This is a genomic window from Methylocystis sp. H4A (assembly GCF_015709545.1).
GTDB lineage: Bacteria > Pseudomonadota > Alphaproteobacteria > Rhizobiales > Beijerinckiaceae > Methylocystis > Methylocystis silviterrae.
Map to the genome: position 1 here is coordinate 15,920 of NZ_JADNQY010000017.1, position 14,997 is coordinate 30,916.

The following is a 14,997-nucleotide window of genomic DNA, read 5'->3' on the forward strand; positions in this document are numbered from 1 at the left end:
TCGTCATGACGTCAGCCACGATCTCGAGAGAAGCGCCGGTCGGACTCCTCCTCGTCAATCTCGGCACGCCTGATGCGCCCGATGTCGCGGCGGTGCGGCGCTATCTGGCGGAATTTCTGTCCGACCGCAGGGTCGTCGATCTCCCGCGCGCGCTTTGGCTGCCGATCCTCTACGGCGTTGTGCTCAACACCCGCCCGGCGCGCTCGGCGAAGCTCTATGAATCGATCTGGAACGTCGACACGGGCGAAGGTCCGCTGAAGACCTTTACTCGCCTGCAAGCCGAGAAGCTGCAGGCGCGGATTGGCGCTTCGAACCTCATCATCGACTACGCGCTGCGCTACGGCGCGCCGTCGATCGCGACGCGGATCGACGCTCTGATTGCGCAAGGCTGCGAGCGGATCGCGGTGCTGCCTCTCTACCCGCAATATGCGTCATCGACCACGGGCTCCGCCGCCGACGCCGCGTTCGACGCGCTGCGCGAGATGCGCAAGCAGCCGGCGCTCCGCATCGGCGCGCCCTATTTTGACGACCCCGCCTATATCGACGCGCTCGCGACGAATATTACGCGCGCGCGCGCCGCGCTCGATTTCGAACCAGAGGTCATCATCGCCTCGTTCCATGGCCTTCCGCAGGCGCAGATCGATCGCGGCGATCCTTATCGCACGCACTGCGAAGCGACATGGCGACTGCTCTGCGAACGGCTCGGCATGAACGCCCAAAGCCTGCGTCTTGCTTTTCAGTCGCGCTTTGGGCGCGCCCGGTGGATCGAGCCCTATACGTCGGATGTGGTGACCGAGCTTGCCGGCGCCGGCGTCAAGCGCATCGCCGTCGTCGCGCCGGGATTTTCCGCCGATTGCCTGGAGACGATCGAAGAGCTTGGCGTCGAAATTCGCGATCTCTTTCTTGAGAAAGGCGGCGAGAAATTCGCCCGCCTGCCCTGTCTCAACGACAGCGACGAAGGCATGGCGCTTGTCGAGACTTTGGCGAAGCGCGAGATCGCGGGATGGATATGATACGGATTCAGGCTGATCCATTCGCTCGGACCCTGTCATTCCCGGCAGGCCGAAGGCCTGACCGGGAATCCAGAGCCGATCCAACAATGTTGATTTTGCTCTGGATTCCCGATCGCGCGCGTTGCGCGCGTCGGGAATGACATCGGAGCCGTGCAAAGAAAATTCGTGTCACGCGCCAATTGCCGACATTCGCTCGCTATCTTCGCGACAATTCGGTCAGCAATCCGCGCAGCGGCTGAAAGTGGAACCGCACCTCATGGCGCCCTTCCGGAATGGCGACGGCCCGGAACATGACATTCGCGCGCAGAATCGGCGCTTCCACGCCGTCGAGGTTCGCGAACCACCACGGATGCCAGACGTCGTGCAAAACAAGCCAGCCGCCGCCCGGAGGCGCGCTGGCCTCGGCGACGATGCGATCGTTCTCGTAGGAGAGGATTTTCGCCGTCGCCGGCGGCGCATCTTTGCGCGTGTGGCAGATCGGCGGCGTCTCCAGGAGCACCGTCTCGCGATAGTCCGCCTCCGGCCACTCGCCGCTCTTCATCATCGCCGCGAAATCGACGTGGATGGCGCAGGTTGCGAGTATGACGCGCGGCATGGCGCGGGGATTTTCGTAAATGTGAACGTCGCCGATGCGCGTGAGTTCGACGAAGTCGCCATGCTTGTAATTCGCGTCGATCTTTTCGATGGGCCCGCCGGTCGCGATAAATCGCAGGCCGAGCATGTCCGACAGGACTGAGCGATAGGACGGATAGAGCTTGGAAAACTGGCGCTGCTCGGGAAGCGCGAGATGGTCGCCGGCGCCGGTTACGTCTTCGAAGAGCCGAAGCCGGATGGGATTGTAACCGAGATCATGATCGAAGCCATGAACGAGCGACGCGTTCGGCCAATGAAAATCAATCGCCGCAAGTTCGACGCGGTCGCGACGATCCGGCGTCGCCGTCTCCTTGAGCTTGCCGCGCAGATAGGCGATCACGGGATCCTTGCCGTCGACCCGCAAGGCCTCGAACTGTTCAGGCGGCAAGGCCGTCGATTCATTTGGTCCGTTGCCGATCGTAAGATCGACGCTCATCAGCGTGGCGACCGCCGCGAGCAGATACGGGCCGCGCAGCAGCCTGTCGCGAGTCGCGAGGATAAGCGCGATGGCGAGCGCGGCAAAAATCGCGCTTATCGCGAGCGGCCAGGAGGCTTGATTAAGATGGCCCTTGGCGGCCGCGATAAGCAGCGCGACCGCGAACAGCGCGGCGACGGCGCCGACAAGCCAAGCCGTGCGTGGCGTGGCCTCGCCCCGCTCAACGAGATTGAAGCCATAGCCCGCGAGGATCGCGAGCGTCGCGCCGAGCAAGAATGTAGCGTCGGCCGGCCGCCGCCAAAGGTCGACGCCCGGCAGATGATAGAAGAAGGCGAAGACCGGCGTGTAGCGGCCCAGGGCGTAGAGGGCGAAAAACAGCGCGGCGGCGGCGAAGAAGCGGATTTCCTTATTCGAAAGGAAGCGCCTGCCCAGCGCCGCGATCAACGATACGAGCGTCAGTTCGCCCAAGTAAACATTGGTCATGTTGCGCGCGAGGAATAGGTCGCGCTCTCCGGCGGGAGGCCCCCAGAAGTTTTTGAGCGGGCCGTCCGTTCCGAACATATTGGCTGAGATCAGCGTCCAGAAGGAGCCCGGCGGCAGCGAGCCCTTGAACGCGCCGTCGAGATCGATCTCGGGTCGGTTCGAATGCGCGGCGAGCTCCAACGTGAACGCAAGCGGGACGGCGATGATCGTCAGGCCCGTGAGCGCTCCGGCGGCGAGGGGCGCGACCGCGCTGAGTTTGGGCGATTCATCCGTGGCGACGCGATAGGCGGCATAGGCGGAAAGCATCAGCACGCCTAGGAACGCGACTTGGTCCCGTCCGAGCACCAGCAGTGCGGCGGCGGCGCCCGCCGCGGCGCCGTAGAGCGCCGACCGCCGATCGAGCCCCCGCGCCAGCAGCCACAGCGTGACAGGAAGCCAGGCGAGACTCATGATCTGCCCGACATGCTGAATTCGCCACGCGGCCGAGCCGCCAAAAGCAAACGCGAGAGCAGCGAGCAATCCTCCCGCGGCGCTCCAGCCGCGATCGCGAAAATAGGCGATGAGGGCAAGTCCGCCCATGGCCAGCATCGCGAAGACGATCGCGTCGGCCAGGACGAAGGACGGCTCGGGAACCAGCGCCGCCGCCAGCAGGAAAAACGGAGCGAAGATCAGCGATTGCGGATCGGCGATCTGCGGCATCCCCGCAAAGACGTGCGGCGTCCAGAACGGCGACTGGCCGCTGTGTAGCGCATGGGCGAGAAAGGCGAACTGCGGAAAAAAATGCGCTTTCGCGTCCCAGGGAATGGTGACGCGCCCGGAAAGCCAGGGAAAGGCGAGCGCCAGCGCGCAGACGAGGAAGAACGCCGCCGCGAGGGCGTAGGGCTGACCTTCCGGGCGGCCGGCGTTTTTGCCGATTCGTTGCATGGCCACAGTTCTAGCGGCTCCAGGCCATGGCTCAAAGCCGCGCTTCAGGCGCCCGCCTGAGGCCGAAGCGCGCAGCGAGCGCGTCGATATCAACAGTCGGACGGCGCTTGTCATCCGATTCCAGCAGGAGGCGCAACCCCATGCCGCGCAGCATGTCAATAAAGGCGATGATATCGGGGTCATCGGCCGTTCGGCCAAAGAGCGGCGCGAGCTGCTCGGCCACGCCTCGGGCGTGCGCGGCGAGCGTTGCGCGAATTTCCGATTGGTCGCTCGCCTGCGCCACGACGCTCAAGAAGAAGCGCATCCTGTTGCGCTCGAACATGAGCGCGCGCACCGCTTCGACAGGATCGACGTCGCTTCCGATCGAACCGCGCTTGGGCTTATGCGCCTGTGCATGAGACGCTTCGAGCGTCGCGGCGAGCAAATCCGTCTTGCGCGGAAAATAATAGGTCAAATGCGACTGGCGCAATCCGGCCGCGGCGGCGACGCGGGTTTGGGTCAGCGCCGAGACGCCTTCCTTCCTTAGGATTTTGAGCGCAGCGTCCAGAATGCGCTGACGCGCGCTTTTTTCCACCATCGCCATTCGGTTCATTCAACCTTCGCCGCGCCAGCGTCGTATCAAAAAAAACGCGCCGCGGAAACGCCTCTGAGCTTGCGCTACATTTGATTGGTAATATACCAATCCGGCGCACCACGCCGGCGTTGGAGAGCTTGATGAGATTTTTTCTAATTTTGACGCTTAGCGCGGCGACGTGCCTAGCCGCGCGCGCCGACGACGGGGCCGAAGCGGCGCGCCGCTTGCTTTTCGAAACATTCGACAAGCCTGAAACGCGCCTATTCGTGGATGCTGTCATCGTTGAAGGCGACTCCGCCGTCGCCGACTGGCGCCAGGGCGAACTCGGCGGCCGGGCGTTTCTCACGCGCAAGGGCGATGCGTGGACCATCGCGCTTTGCGCCGGCGACGCCTTGAAGGATGGCGCCACGCTGGAAAAGCTCGGCGTTTCAAGAACGAACGCCGAGGCGCTTTCCCGGCGGCTGGCGACCGAAGAGAAGCGACTCTCGCCCGACGTGGTTGAACGATTCTCCCGATTTGACGGCATAGCCGCCGTCGAGGCGGATGGAAGCCATTCGCCGCTCGATCCCCATCACAAGCCCATTCCCTGACTGTCGCGCACTGTTGCGCCGGAGCAACAGCGGCTGAAAATGCGCCCGTCAGATCAGCGGAAGCGTTGCCCCGCGTAATTTGGTATATTACCAACATTCAGGTTCGGCGCTGTCGCCGCCCCTCGTCTCGCGCCTTGAGCGGCGAGACGCAGCCGAGGAATCCGAGACAAGATGGCGGCCCTTGCGAGAACGCCTCGCTCGATGATTTTGCGGCGCATCGGGGCTCTTTGCATCGCGCTGCTTGTCGCGCTCGCGGCGGTTTCATCCTCGGCGCCGGCGCATCCCGCGCATGCGCCGCAGGGGACGGCCGTGCACTGCCCGGATACCTCCCAACCTGCGCCGACGAAGCATCCGTGTGGCGGCGAGCAATGCTGTTCGCTGTGCGGTCACAGCCAGAAAGACCTGGTTTTTCCCTTTTTCGCGTCCGTATCTGGCGCCATCGCCTATACGCCTCCGCGCGCCGCAAACCGCGCGTTCTGCGCCCTTCAGGCGCCGCCCACAAAAAACGTCCGCGCACATTCGCGCGCCGCCCCGCGCGCGCCGCCCCGCCTCTCCTGATCGCGACAATCTTCCCCTAACGATCGCGCGGCGAGACGCCGCTCAGGAGATTTCCATGTTCCGGACCGGCTTGCTGCGCGGCGTCTGCGCCGTCGCCCTCGTTCTTTCTTTCGCGGACTCGAGCGCACTGGCGCAGCAGAGTCTACCGACCATCGACATTGGCGGCGCCAAGCCGCGCGTCCCTGGACGCGGCGGCGGTCGCGCGCCGTCTACGGCGACAGCGCCAGCCGCCCCCGCCGCATGGACGCAAACCGGCGGCGGCGGCTCGCTCACAGTGCCGTCAGTCGCCGAGCAGCGCCGCGAACTCGAGCGCACCGTCGGGTCGGCCGCCTTCGTCGACGCCAATACGCCGGAGATTCAAACCCGCTACGTTCACGATCTGCGTGATGCGCTCAAGGACGTCCCCGGCGTCTATGTCGAAAGCCGCTATGGACAGGAGCTGCGTCTTTCGATCCGCGGTTCAAATCTGACGCGCGACTTCCATCTGCGCGGACTGGAGCTGCTGCAGGACGGCATTCCGATGAATTACGCCGACGGCGGCGGCGACATGTATCAGATCGATCCCAAATATTTTCGCGCGATCGAGGTTCTCAAAGGCGGCAACGCCCTCGCCTATGGCTCCTCGACGCTCGGCGGCGCGATCAATTTCATCTCGCCCACCGCCTATACGGCGCTCGCGCCAAACATGCTGTCGCTCGAGGGCGGCAGTTATGGAACCGTGCGCGGGCAAGCGCAGATGTCGCGCATCATCGGCAATTTCGATTTTCTCATCAACGGCACGTTTACGCATGCCGACAATTACAGAAAACATTCGACGACGGACTACACGCAGCTCAACGGCAATCTCGGCTATCGCTTCTCCAACGATCTCGAAACGCGGTTCTATTTCGGCGTCTATGACACGTGGCAATTGCTGCCGGGACAACTCAATCAGTTCGACGCGCGCAACGATCCGAGACTGTCTCTGCCGCCGTTTCCGGCGGGTTTCGGACCCGACGGCTTTGGCGCCAATCAGGCGCGCAACGTCAAGAACTGGCGCATTTCGAACAAGACCACGATCCTGAGCGAAATCGGCCGCATCGACCTCAACAGCTGGTACACGCACAATTATCTCTATCATCCGATTTTCGTGGTCATCGAACAGGAAGGCGGGACCTGGGGAGTCACGCCGCGACTCACTTCGAATTTCCTCGTCGACGGCCACCCCAATGAACTCATCCTCGGCGGCCGCGTCTGGGGCGGATCGTCGAGCGACAATTGGTCCGACAATTACAATGGCATGCAGCTCAACCCCTATGGCGGGATCCCCGCGAACTTCGCTAACGCGCAATTCTCCTTTCCGCCCTATTCGTTTAACGGACTCGCGCAATTTGGCGCGGCGAGTTCGTGCTTCGGCTTCTGCGGCCTGTTCATCAAGCCGGGATTGGATCCGCGTCTTCGCAACAACCGCGCGACGGCGCTCAATCTCGAAGCCTATTTCGAGGATCGCCTGCACATCGCGCCGCAGCTCATCTTCATGTTCGGCGCCAAGCTTTTCGCCGATACGCGCCGCTATGCAGTTCTTGGCGGCATTCCCTTCGAGCCCGTTCCCGGCGTGTCGGACCAAGTCTACCGCGGCATCGTGCCCAAGGTCGGTCTGATGTACGAACCGACGCCGGACATTCAGTTCTTCGCCGACATGACCGGAAGCCGCGACGTGCCGGACTTCATCGACCTCACGCAAGGCGTGTTTCCGCCGCCGCGCGACGGCACGAAATTCACGCCGCTCGCGGCGCAGAAAGCCTGGACCGGGGAGCTCGGCGCGCGCGGCAGATGGGACCGCTACACCTGGGACGTGACCTTCTACCATTCGGAACTGCAGGACGAACTCTTAAAATTCACCACCAATCCCGGCCTCGGCATTCCGGCGACGACCTTCAACGCCAAACGCACCATGCACCAGGGCGTCGAATTCGCTGCGAGCGCCGAACTCTTGCGCGATATTTTCGCGCCGGATGCGGGCGACGCGCTGAAGCTTTCGCAGGTTTGGACCTGGAACGATTTCCGCTTCGTCGGCGATCGCGACTTCGGCGACAATACGCTGGCCGGCATTCCGCGCCACGTCTTGCGCACCACGCTGTCCTATTGGCGGCCCGACGGCCTTTATCTCGCGCCGCAGATGGATTTGGTTCCGGCAGGCGCTTTCGTCGACTACGCCAATACGCTGCAGGCGCCGGGCTATGTCTTGCTGGGCGTCCAGGCGGGCATGAAGCTGCCCTACGGGCTCTCGTTCTTTGTCGAGGCGCGCAATCTGACCAATCGCCACTACATCAGCGACGTGACCACGATCGTCGACGCCCGCGGTCTCGATCCGCGGGTCTTCTATCCGGGCACGGGGCGGGTGATCTACGGAGGCTTGCGCCTCGCGTTCTAGCTCGGCGACGTTTGGGCGATCGGCGAGGCGAGCCATATATAGGGCTGGCGCGCCGGCCGCCTTCGCCGGTCCTATCAGGGCGCATTGTTTGTCGATTCACGCGACGCCGGAAAATCTCGCCGCTACACGGACAAGCGCGCCAATGCTGCGCGTCGAGGGGCTGCAAAAATCCTATCCGACGCCGCAGGGCCGCATTCCCGTGCTGCGCGGCGTGGATTTCACGCTCGCCGCGGGCGCCAGCCTGGCGCTGACCGGCGAATCCGGCAGCGGCAAGAGCACGCTCCTGCACCTGGTCGGCGCGCTCGACGACGCCGACTCCGGCGAAATCGTTCTCGATGGCGTCGCGCTGACGCGGCTGTCGGAACATGCGCGGGCCGCCGTTCGGCGCGAGAAGATCGGCGTCGTCTTTCAGCAGTTCAATTTGATTCCGAGCCTGACTGTCGGCGAAAACATGGGCTTCCAGGCGCGACTTGCCGGGCGCTACGATCCGGCGTGGCAGGAAGAGCTCACCGCGCGTCTTGGCCTTGCGACGCTCGCCGCCCGCTATCCTGAGGAGCTGTCCGGCGGACAGCAGCAGCGCGTCGCCATCGGCCGCGCCCTCGCCGTGCGCCCGCGGCTTCTGCTCGCGGACGAACCCACCGGCAATCTCGACGAAGCGACCGGCGACGCCGTCATGGCGCTCGCGCTCGACCTCGTCGCCGCGACCGGCTGCGCCTTTCTGATGGCGACGCACAGCGAACGCCTTGCCGGCCGGTTGCAACGCCGCGTACGGCTGGAGGCCGGTCTTCTGGCGGCGCAATGAAACGAATTCCGACCGATCCGTTCGCTTGGACCGTGTCATTCCCGGCAGGCCGAAGGCCTGACCGGGAATCCAGAGCCAATCCAAGAGCGCTGGTCTTGCTCTGGATTCCCGATCGCGCGCTTTGCGCGCGCGTCGGGAATGACATCCGAGCCGTTCGAACGGATGTCGTATGAGAGAGACGCTCTGGACGCTCGCCGCGCTTATTAGCCACTGGCGCCGACGCCCAGGCAACCTCGCGACGCTCGTGCTCGGCCTCGCCATCGCCACGGCGCTGTGGAGCGGCGTGCAGGCGCTGAACGCTCAGGCGCGCAACAGCTACGACGCCGCGGCGACCGCAATTTCGGGCGGCGGCGCGAGAACGCTTGTCGCCGCTCGCGGCGGCCTCTTTGACCAGGAGCTCTTCGTGAGACTTCGCCGCGCAGGCTTCACCGTCTCGCCCGTTTTGGAGGGCACGCTCCGGATCGGAGAGAGGAATGTTCGGATCATCGGCGTCGAGCCGGTGTCGCTGCCGCGCCGTTCGCCGATCGCGCATATGCGAAGCCGCGCGGACATTCTGGAAGAGTTCTTCACTGGCCCAGGCCGCAGCTTTGTCGCGCGGGAGACGTTGCGCCGGCTTGATCTTTCAGAGGGCGCGCAGCCGCAAACCGAACGCGGTCAGCAGCTCCCGCCGCTTGCGGCGCTCCCCGAAGCGCCGCCCGGCGCAATCATCGTCGACATCGGCGTCGCGCAACGCCTGCTCGATCGACCCGGAAAGCTCTCGCGTCTCGTCATCGCCGACGAGGAGACGTTCGACGAGGCGCGGCTTAAAGGAGTCGCCGGCGATGCTTTGCGGCTCGTCGCGCCGGACGATGATAGCGATCTGGCCCATTTGACCGACAGTTTTCACCTCAATCTCACCGCCTTCGGCTTTCTTGCGTTCCTGGTGGGACTGTTCATCGTGCACGCCGCTTACGGCCTCGCCTTCGAACAGCGACTGCCGACCCTGCGCACCTTGCGCGCGCTCGGAGTCGGCCCCCCGCATCTCGTCGCGGCGATGGCCTGCGAAATCGCCGTCCTGACGCTCATCGCGGGAGGCGCGGGCGTCCTCGGCGGTCACGCAATCGCGCAGGCGCTTCTGCCGGATGTCGCAAAAAGTCTCGAGAGCCTCTACGGCGCGCAAATCTCCGATCGCCTTACGCTCGATGCGCGCTGGTGGCTCTCCGGCCTCGCGATGGCGGGCGCCGGGGCGGCGCTTGCGGCGGCGAGCGGCCTGACGAAAGCATTGCGGCTGCCGGCGCTGTCATTCGCGCGTCCTATGGCCTGGCGCGGCGCGCATCACCGCTATTTGCGCCGGCAGGCCGCGCTCGCCGCGCTTGCCCTCGTCGCGGCGGCCGGCGCATACGGCTTTGGCGAAGGACTTGCGTCAGGCTTCGCGATCATCGGCTTGGCGCTTCTTGCCGCCGCTCTCATTCTGCCGGTCGGCCTCGCCGGCGCCCTGGCGCTCGGCGAGCGTTTCGCGCGCCGGCCGCTCGCCCGCTGGTTCTTCGCCGATGGACGCCAGGAAATTTCCGGTCTTTCGCTTGCGCTGATGGCGCTGCTGATTGCGCTTGCGACCAACATTGGCGTCGGCGGCATGGTCGAAGGCTTTCGCCAGACGTTCGATCGCTGGCTCGACGCGCGCCTCATCGCCGAGATCTATTTCGAAGCGGCGACGCCCGCCGATGCGCGCGACATCGAGGCGTGGGCGCGCACGCAGCCCGACATCGCCGCGATCCTTCCTGTCTGGCGCGCGAAGACGCGAATCGGCGGATGGCCAGTCGACATCGTCGGCATGACGCCTCACGAAACCTACACGGCGCATTTTCCCTTGATCGCCGCCGCGCCGGACGCATGGACGGCGCTGCACGCGCAGGACGCCGTTCTCGTCAGCGAGCAGTTGGCGCGCCGTCTTGGTCTCGCCATCGGCGCGACGCTCGACATTCCGACGTCGGGGCAAGACTGGCCTGCGCGCATCGTCGGCGTCTTTCCGGATTACGGCAATCCGAAGGGCCAGCTGCGCATCGATCATGAGAAGCTGAAGCGCTATTTCGACGACGCCTCAGGCGTGCATTACAGCCTGCGCGTCGATCCGGGGGCCACGGCGCGCCTTATCGAAAATATGCAGCAGCGCTTCGGCGGGAAAATCACGCGCGTCGTCGATCAAGCCGAAGTCAGAACGCTGTCGACGGACATCTTCGAGCGCACATTCGCCGTGACGACGGCGTTGAACACGCTGACGCTGATCGTGTCCGGCGTCGCGCTTTTCGCCAGTCTGCTGACGCTCAGCGACATGCGGCGCGCCCGCATCGCGCCAGTCTGGGCCCTGGGCGCGACGCGGCGAAAGCTGGCGGCGCTGGAAATGGCGCGGATCGTAGCTTTCGCCGCCGGCGCCGCGGCTTTCGCGATCCCGCTTGGGCTGTTCATGACCTGGTGCCTTGTCGCGATCGTCAATGTCGCCGCCTTCGGATGGCGGCTGCCATTCCATATGTTTCCAGCGCAATGGCTTGTGGTTTCCTGCATCGCGCTCGGCGCCGCCTTCTTTGCGGCGCTCATCCCCGTCGTTCGGCTCGCACGCGTTTCGCCGACCGAACTGCTGAGGGTCTTCTCGAATGAACGCTAGATCCCCAAACAGTTCCCCGGAACGAAGCTCGGCAATTTCGAGGCGATCGGCGCTGCTTCTCGCGCTGTCGTCGAGCGGCGCGTTGGCGCAGGGCTTCGGCGGACTTGGCGCGACGGCGCCCGGCTTCGCGATTCCACGAGCCGGAACGCAGCTCGCTTTTCCAAGAGACCACGGCGCGCATTCCGATTTTCGTACCGAATGGTGGTACGTCACCGCGAATCTAAAAGGCGATGACGGCGCCGCCTATGGCGTGCAATGGACGCTCTTTCGCTTTGCACTGCAGCCGAACGCGGCGCGAGCCGGCTGGGACGACCGCAATGTATGGATGGGTCATGCAGCGGCGACGAGCGCCAGCGAACATCTCTTCGCGCAAAAATTCGCGCGCGGCGGAATTGGACAGGCGGGAGTCGAGGCGGCGCCCTTTCGCGCCTATATCGACGATTGGGGTCTTGAAACGCGCGACGATTCCGCCGGCGCCGGGATCGAGCGGCTGCGCGTTTCCGCAGGGGACGGAAATTTCGCCTATGCGCTCGACCTTACAGCGACGGGCCCGATCGTATTGCAAGGCGAGGGCGGCTACAGCCGCAAGTCCGAGGCTGGACAGGCCTCTTATTATTACAGCCAGCCGTTCTTCGGGGCGGAAGGCTCGTTGTCGATGAACGGACGCAAAATCCAGGTCTCCGGCCGCGCCTGGATGGATCGCGAATGGTCAAGTCAGCCGCTCGGCGCTGATCAAAAAGGCTGGGACTGGTTTTCGCTGCATCTTGAGGGCGGCGCCAGACTGATGCTGTATCGCATGCGCAGCGTCGAGGCGGCGCCGTTTCTCTTTGGGAATTGGATCGACGCCGATGGCGCAACATCCATACTCGCGCGCGAAGACATCTTCCTCGAGCCTTTGGAGACGACGCGTATCGTCGATCGCGACGTGCCGATCCGCTGGCGCGTGAAGATCAAAAGCCGCGACGTTGACATTGAGACGCGGCCGCTCAATCCAAGAAGCTGGATGGGAACCGATTTCGACTACTGGGAAGGTCCGATCCGCTTTACGGGTTCGCACAGCGGCGAGGGCTATCTCGAAATGACGGGCTATTGAGACCCTGTGGCCGTACGAAAAAAGTTCAAAAGAGCGCCTCGCGTATCCCGAAGCTTTTTCAAATGCACGGCGGCGAGCTCCGACAGCCGCCGGTCGCCCGCCCGCGTGATGACGACCAGCGATCTACGACGGTCGGTCGGATCGGTCTTTCGCCTGACAAGCTTCGCCTGCGCCAAGCGGGACACGAGCTCCGCCGCGCTGTGATCGCGGATCATCAGCTGCTCGGCGAGTTCGCCGACGCTGATGTGTTTTGCGCCGCGATAGGTGCGCACCACCAGCAGCGCCTGATACCATTGCACGGTCACGCCATGGTCGGCGGCGACCTGTTCGCTGAAGGCCACAAACCTTCGCAAGTCGGAGCGAAATTGCGCGAGTGCGGCCAGGTCGTCTTCACTGGGCGCCTTGCGTGGGGTCCCTTGCGGTTGATCGCAGAGAGTCAAATGAAACCCCTTACTTCCCGAGTCGTTCTCGCGCTGGCCGACTCGTTTGGAGTGAAGAAATAATGCGCGCGCCGCGCCGGCGGGTCAAATCTGGTCCGCGTCGAAGCGCGCTTTATAATTGCGCGATGATGGTCGTCAATCTTTGCAAAAAAAGCATTGGGCGGCGTCTCCTCTGCCGAGGCGCGCAAGCGCCATGCGACGACGCAGCGACTGCGGCGTCGAATAGTCGCGAACGGCTTGCAGCCATCCAAGTTCATCAAGCGGATCGATATAGTCGATCGCCTCGCCGACTTCGCCGCGCGCGAGACAATGCCTGGCGAGAGCGAAATCGACGCGATCAATTCCATTCGGGGCCGTATTCAGCGCGCGGGTCACGATCCGCGTGACGTCATAGATGACGCGGCTCCGCGCCGCGTTGCGGCGCTGCTGCAAGTCGCCGATGATCCACGGCCCTGGCCCCGCGTTAAATCTATCTCAGGGAACTCCCTCAAAACCTTGGCGAAACTCGCCGCAGCGCGCCGATCCGGAGATCGCTTATGTCGGAAAAGATCATCGTTTCGAGGGATCACGGGGTGCTGCGCCTGCTGATGAATCGCCCCGAAAAGAAGAATGCCCTTGATCGCGAGATGTATCGCGCATTGATCGTCGCGCTCGAAGCGGCGGCCCGTGACGAGACGGTGCGCGCCGTCGTCTTCGCCGGCGCGGGCGGCAATTTCACCGCGGGCAACGATCTCGCCGACTTTCGCGATTTTGCTCCTGGCCGAGATATTGCTCCTAGCGCAGAGATTTTTCCCGCGCTGACCTTCGTTCGCGCGGCGGCGGCCTTCGAGAAGCCGCTCGTCGCCGCCGTGACCGGGGACGCCGTCGGCGTGGGGACCACCCTGCTCTTCCACTGCGACCTCGTCTACGCCAGTTCGGGGGCGCGCTTCACAATGCCGTTCATCGATCTCGCCCTGCCGCCCGAAGGGGGCGCAAGCCTGCTGGTTCCGCAGCGCTTCGGTATGGCGAAGGCGTCCCAATATCTGCTACTTGGCGAGAGCTTCGACGGCGCCGAGGCGCTGCGTCTGGGCCTGGTTAACGCGCTGGCGCCATCGGAAGGCGTGCTCGATCTTGCGATGGACGCCGCGCGGCGTCTCGCGGCAAAGCCCAGCCAGGCGCTTTTCGCGGCGCGGCGGCTGATGCGCGGCGAACCGAACGACATACTGTCGCGCATCGACACGGAAGCGGCGCTTTTCGCTAAAGCGCTGACGTCGCCCGAAGCGCGCGAGCGCTTCGCCGCCTTTTTCGAGTCCCGGGCGCGCTAGGCTTCAGCGCGACGCGACCTTCGCCGCTTGCGTTGCGAACGCGCTTCTCCCAAATAATAGGGCGGACATACGCGCCCGCGCCGCCAAGGGCGGGCGCTCACATGGGCTGATTGGAAGATTATGCGCGATCCTTACGACGTTCTCGGCGTGCCCAAATCGGCGAGTCACGCCGAAATCAAGAAGGCGTATCGCCAGCTCGCCAAGAAATTCCACCCTGACCGCAACAAGGATGACCTGAAAGCCAAGGAGCGATTTTCGGAAATCAACTCCGCCTATGAAATCGTCGGCGACGAGAAGAAGAAGGCGCAATTCGATAAGGGCGAAATCGGTCCGGACGGGAAACCCCGCTTCACCGGCTTCGAAGGCGGAGGCGGTGGCCCCGGCGGCTTTACGCGCAGTTGGCGCCCGAGCGGCGGCGCGCCCGGCGGCGATCAGCCTTTCGAGTATCACTTCGGCAACGAGGCGCCCGGCGGCGGGCGCGCGGGCTTTGACCCTTCCGACCTCTTCGCGGATCTCTTCGGCGGCGGCGGCGGGCGCCGTCGCGCGGGACCCCAGCCGACCCGGGGCGACGACGTCGTCGCCACCGCCACCGTGCCGCTGGAAACGGTCGCTCACGGCGGCTCGGCCCGAGTCATTCTGCCCAGCGGCCGCACGCTGGAAGTCAAAATTCCGGCGGGAATCGAAGACGGAAAGCAGATTCGGCTGCGCGGCCAGGGCCAGGCCGGCTCCATGGGGGGCGAGCCCGGCGACGCGCTGATCACCGTGAAGGTCGCGCCACACCCATACTTCAAGCTGGATGGCCGCGATTTGCGGCTGGAGCTGCCGGTGACAGTTTACGAAGCCGCTCTGGGCGGACGGGTCCCGACCCTGACGCTGAACGGCAAGGTGGAGCTGACCATTCCGCCGCACTCCAACAGCGGGCGCGTGCTGCGGCTGCGCGGCAAGGGCCTTCCGGCGTGCGACGGCAAAATTGCCGGCGACCTCTATGTCTCGCTGAAGATCATGCTGCCAGAAACGGCGTCGAGCGATCTCGACGCGCGGATGCGGGAATGGCGCGATGCGCAGCCCTATGATCCGCGCGCCAAAATGTCGTGAG

The 14,997-nt window shown here is 64.5% G+C and carries 12 protein-coding genes; 8 read left to right on the top strand and 4 right to left on the bottom strand.

Translation table 11 applies throughout. The annotated features are described in order from the left end of the window. Positions 1-5: 5 nt before the first annotated feature. A complete protein-coding gene (hemH, locus tag IYW40_RS03755; protein WP_196399531.1) occupies positions 6-1,013 on the top strand; it encodes a ferrochelatase in 1,008 nt (335 codons plus the stop codon). A 196-nt stretch (positions 1,014-1,209) separates the two neighbouring features. Here hemH and IYW40_RS03760 read toward each other — a convergent pair whose 3' ends face one another. Further along, positions 1,210-3,489: a hypothetical protein gene (locus tag IYW40_RS03760; protein WP_196399532.1), complete on the bottom strand. Its 2,280-nt coding sequence runs from the start codon at positions 3,487-3,489 to the stop codon at positions 1,210-1,212. 31 nt (positions 3,490-3,520) lie between these two features. After that, positions 3,521-4,081, bottom strand: a complete 561-nt coding sequence (locus IYW40_RS03765; protein ID WP_246720619.1) for a TetR family transcriptional regulator — start codon at positions 4,079-4,081, stop codon at positions 3,521-3,523. A gap of 122 nt (positions 4,082-4,203) precedes the next feature. Here IYW40_RS03765 and IYW40_RS03770 point away from each other — a divergent pair, with 122 nt between their 5' ends. From IYW40_RS03770 to IYW40_RS03790, 5 genes are all read left to right on the top strand, one after another. Continuing rightward, on the top strand, positions 4,204-4,653 hold the full coding sequence (locus tag IYW40_RS03770) for a copper uptake system-associated protein (protein ID WP_196399440.1): 450 nt from the start codon (positions 4,204-4,206) through the stop codon (positions 4,651-4,653). A gap of 613 nt (positions 4,654-5,266) precedes the next feature. Further along, entirely contained in the window at positions 5,267-7,624 is a 2,358-nt protein-coding gene (locus IYW40_RS03775) for a TonB-dependent receptor (protein WP_196399441.1), read from the top strand. A gap of 142 nt (positions 7,625-7,766) precedes the next feature. Further along, the gene (locus IYW40_RS03780; RefSeq protein WP_196399534.1) at positions 7,767-8,426 is read left to right on the top strand and encodes an ABC transporter ATP-binding protein; all 660 of its coding nucleotides are present in this window, start codon (positions 7,767-7,769) and stop codon (positions 8,424-8,426) included. A 169-nt stretch (positions 8,427-8,595) separates the two neighbouring features. Further along, a complete protein-coding gene (locus IYW40_RS03785) occupies positions 8,596-11,064 on the top strand; it encodes an ABC transporter permease (protein ID WP_196399442.1) in 2,469 nt (822 codons plus the stop codon). Next, entirely contained in the window at positions 11,054-12,157 is a 1,104-nt protein-coding gene (locus tag IYW40_RS03790; RefSeq protein WP_246720620.1) for a lipocalin-like domain-containing protein, read from the top strand. Before IYW40_RS03785 ends, IYW40_RS03790 begins: the two co-directional genes overlap by 11 nt. Here the strand turns inward: IYW40_RS03790 and IYW40_RS03795 are convergent. Together IYW40_RS03795 and IYW40_RS03800 are read right to left on the bottom strand one after the other, a co-directional pair. Then, positions 12,151-12,498, bottom strand: coding sequence for a MarR family transcriptional regulator (locus IYW40_RS03795; RefSeq protein WP_348644226.1), 348 nt, complete (start codon positions 12,496-12,498; stop codon positions 12,151-12,153). The genes IYW40_RS03790 and IYW40_RS03795 overlap by 7 nt on opposite strands. Before the next feature lie 234 nt (positions 12,499-12,732). After that, on the bottom strand, positions 12,733-13,029 hold the full coding sequence (locus tag IYW40_RS03800) for a hypothetical protein (RefSeq protein ID WP_196399546.1): 297 nt from the start codon (positions 13,027-13,029) through the stop codon (positions 12,733-12,735). A gap of 104 nt (positions 13,030-13,133) precedes the next feature. Between IYW40_RS03800 and IYW40_RS03805 the strand changes: the two genes are divergently transcribed. Then, complete coding sequence (locus tag IYW40_RS03805; RefSeq protein ID WP_196399444.1) at positions 13,134-13,901, top strand: enoyl-CoA hydratase-related protein; 768 nt, start codon at positions 13,134-13,136, stop codon at positions 13,899-13,901. Between the two features lie 120 nt (positions 13,902-14,021). After that, on the top strand, positions 14,022-14,996 hold the full coding sequence (locus IYW40_RS03810) for a J domain-containing protein (RefSeq protein ID WP_196399445.1): 975 nt from the start codon (positions 14,022-14,024) through the stop codon (positions 14,994-14,996). Position 14,997: the final 1 nt, after the last annotated feature.

What these genes read in the sequence shown, in the direction of transcription:
- hemH (WP_196399531.1), top strand. Translation starts at nt 6, where the DNA reads ATGACGTCAGCCACGATCTCGAGAGAAGCGCCGGTCGGACTCCTCCTC.
- IYW40_RS03760 (WP_196399532.1), bottom strand. Translation starts at nt 3,489, where the DNA reads ATGCAACGAATCGGCAAAAACGCCGGCCGCCCGGAAGGTCAGCCCTAC.
- IYW40_RS03765 (WP_246720619.1), bottom strand. Translation starts at nt 4,081, where the DNA reads ATGAACCGAATGGCGATGGTGGAAAAAAGCGCGCGTCAGCGCATTCTG.
- IYW40_RS03770 (WP_196399440.1), top strand. Translation starts at nt 4,204, where the DNA reads ATGAGATTTTTTCTAATTTTGACGCTTAGCGCGGCGACGTGCCTAGCC.
- IYW40_RS03775 (WP_196399441.1), top strand. Translation starts at nt 5,267, where the DNA reads ATGTTCCGGACCGGCTTGCTGCGCGGCGTCTGCGCCGTCGCCCTCGTT.
- IYW40_RS03780 (WP_196399534.1), top strand. Translation starts at nt 7,767, where the DNA reads ATGCTGCGCGTCGAGGGGCTGCAAAAATCCTATCCGACGCCGCAGGGC.
- IYW40_RS03785 (WP_196399442.1), top strand. Translation starts at nt 8,596, where the DNA reads ATGAGAGAGACGCTCTGGACGCTCGCCGCGCTTATTAGCCACTGGCGC.
- IYW40_RS03790 (WP_246720620.1), top strand. Translation starts at nt 11,054, where the DNA reads ATGAACGCTAGATCCCCAAACAGTTCCCCGGAACGAAGCTCGGCAATT.
- IYW40_RS03805 (WP_196399444.1), top strand. Translation starts at nt 13,134, where the DNA reads ATGTCGGAAAAGATCATCGTTTCGAGGGATCACGGGGTGCTGCGCCTG.
- IYW40_RS03810 (WP_196399445.1), top strand. Translation starts at nt 14,022, where the DNA reads ATGCGCGATCCTTACGACGTTCTCGGCGTGCCCAAATCGGCGAGTCAC.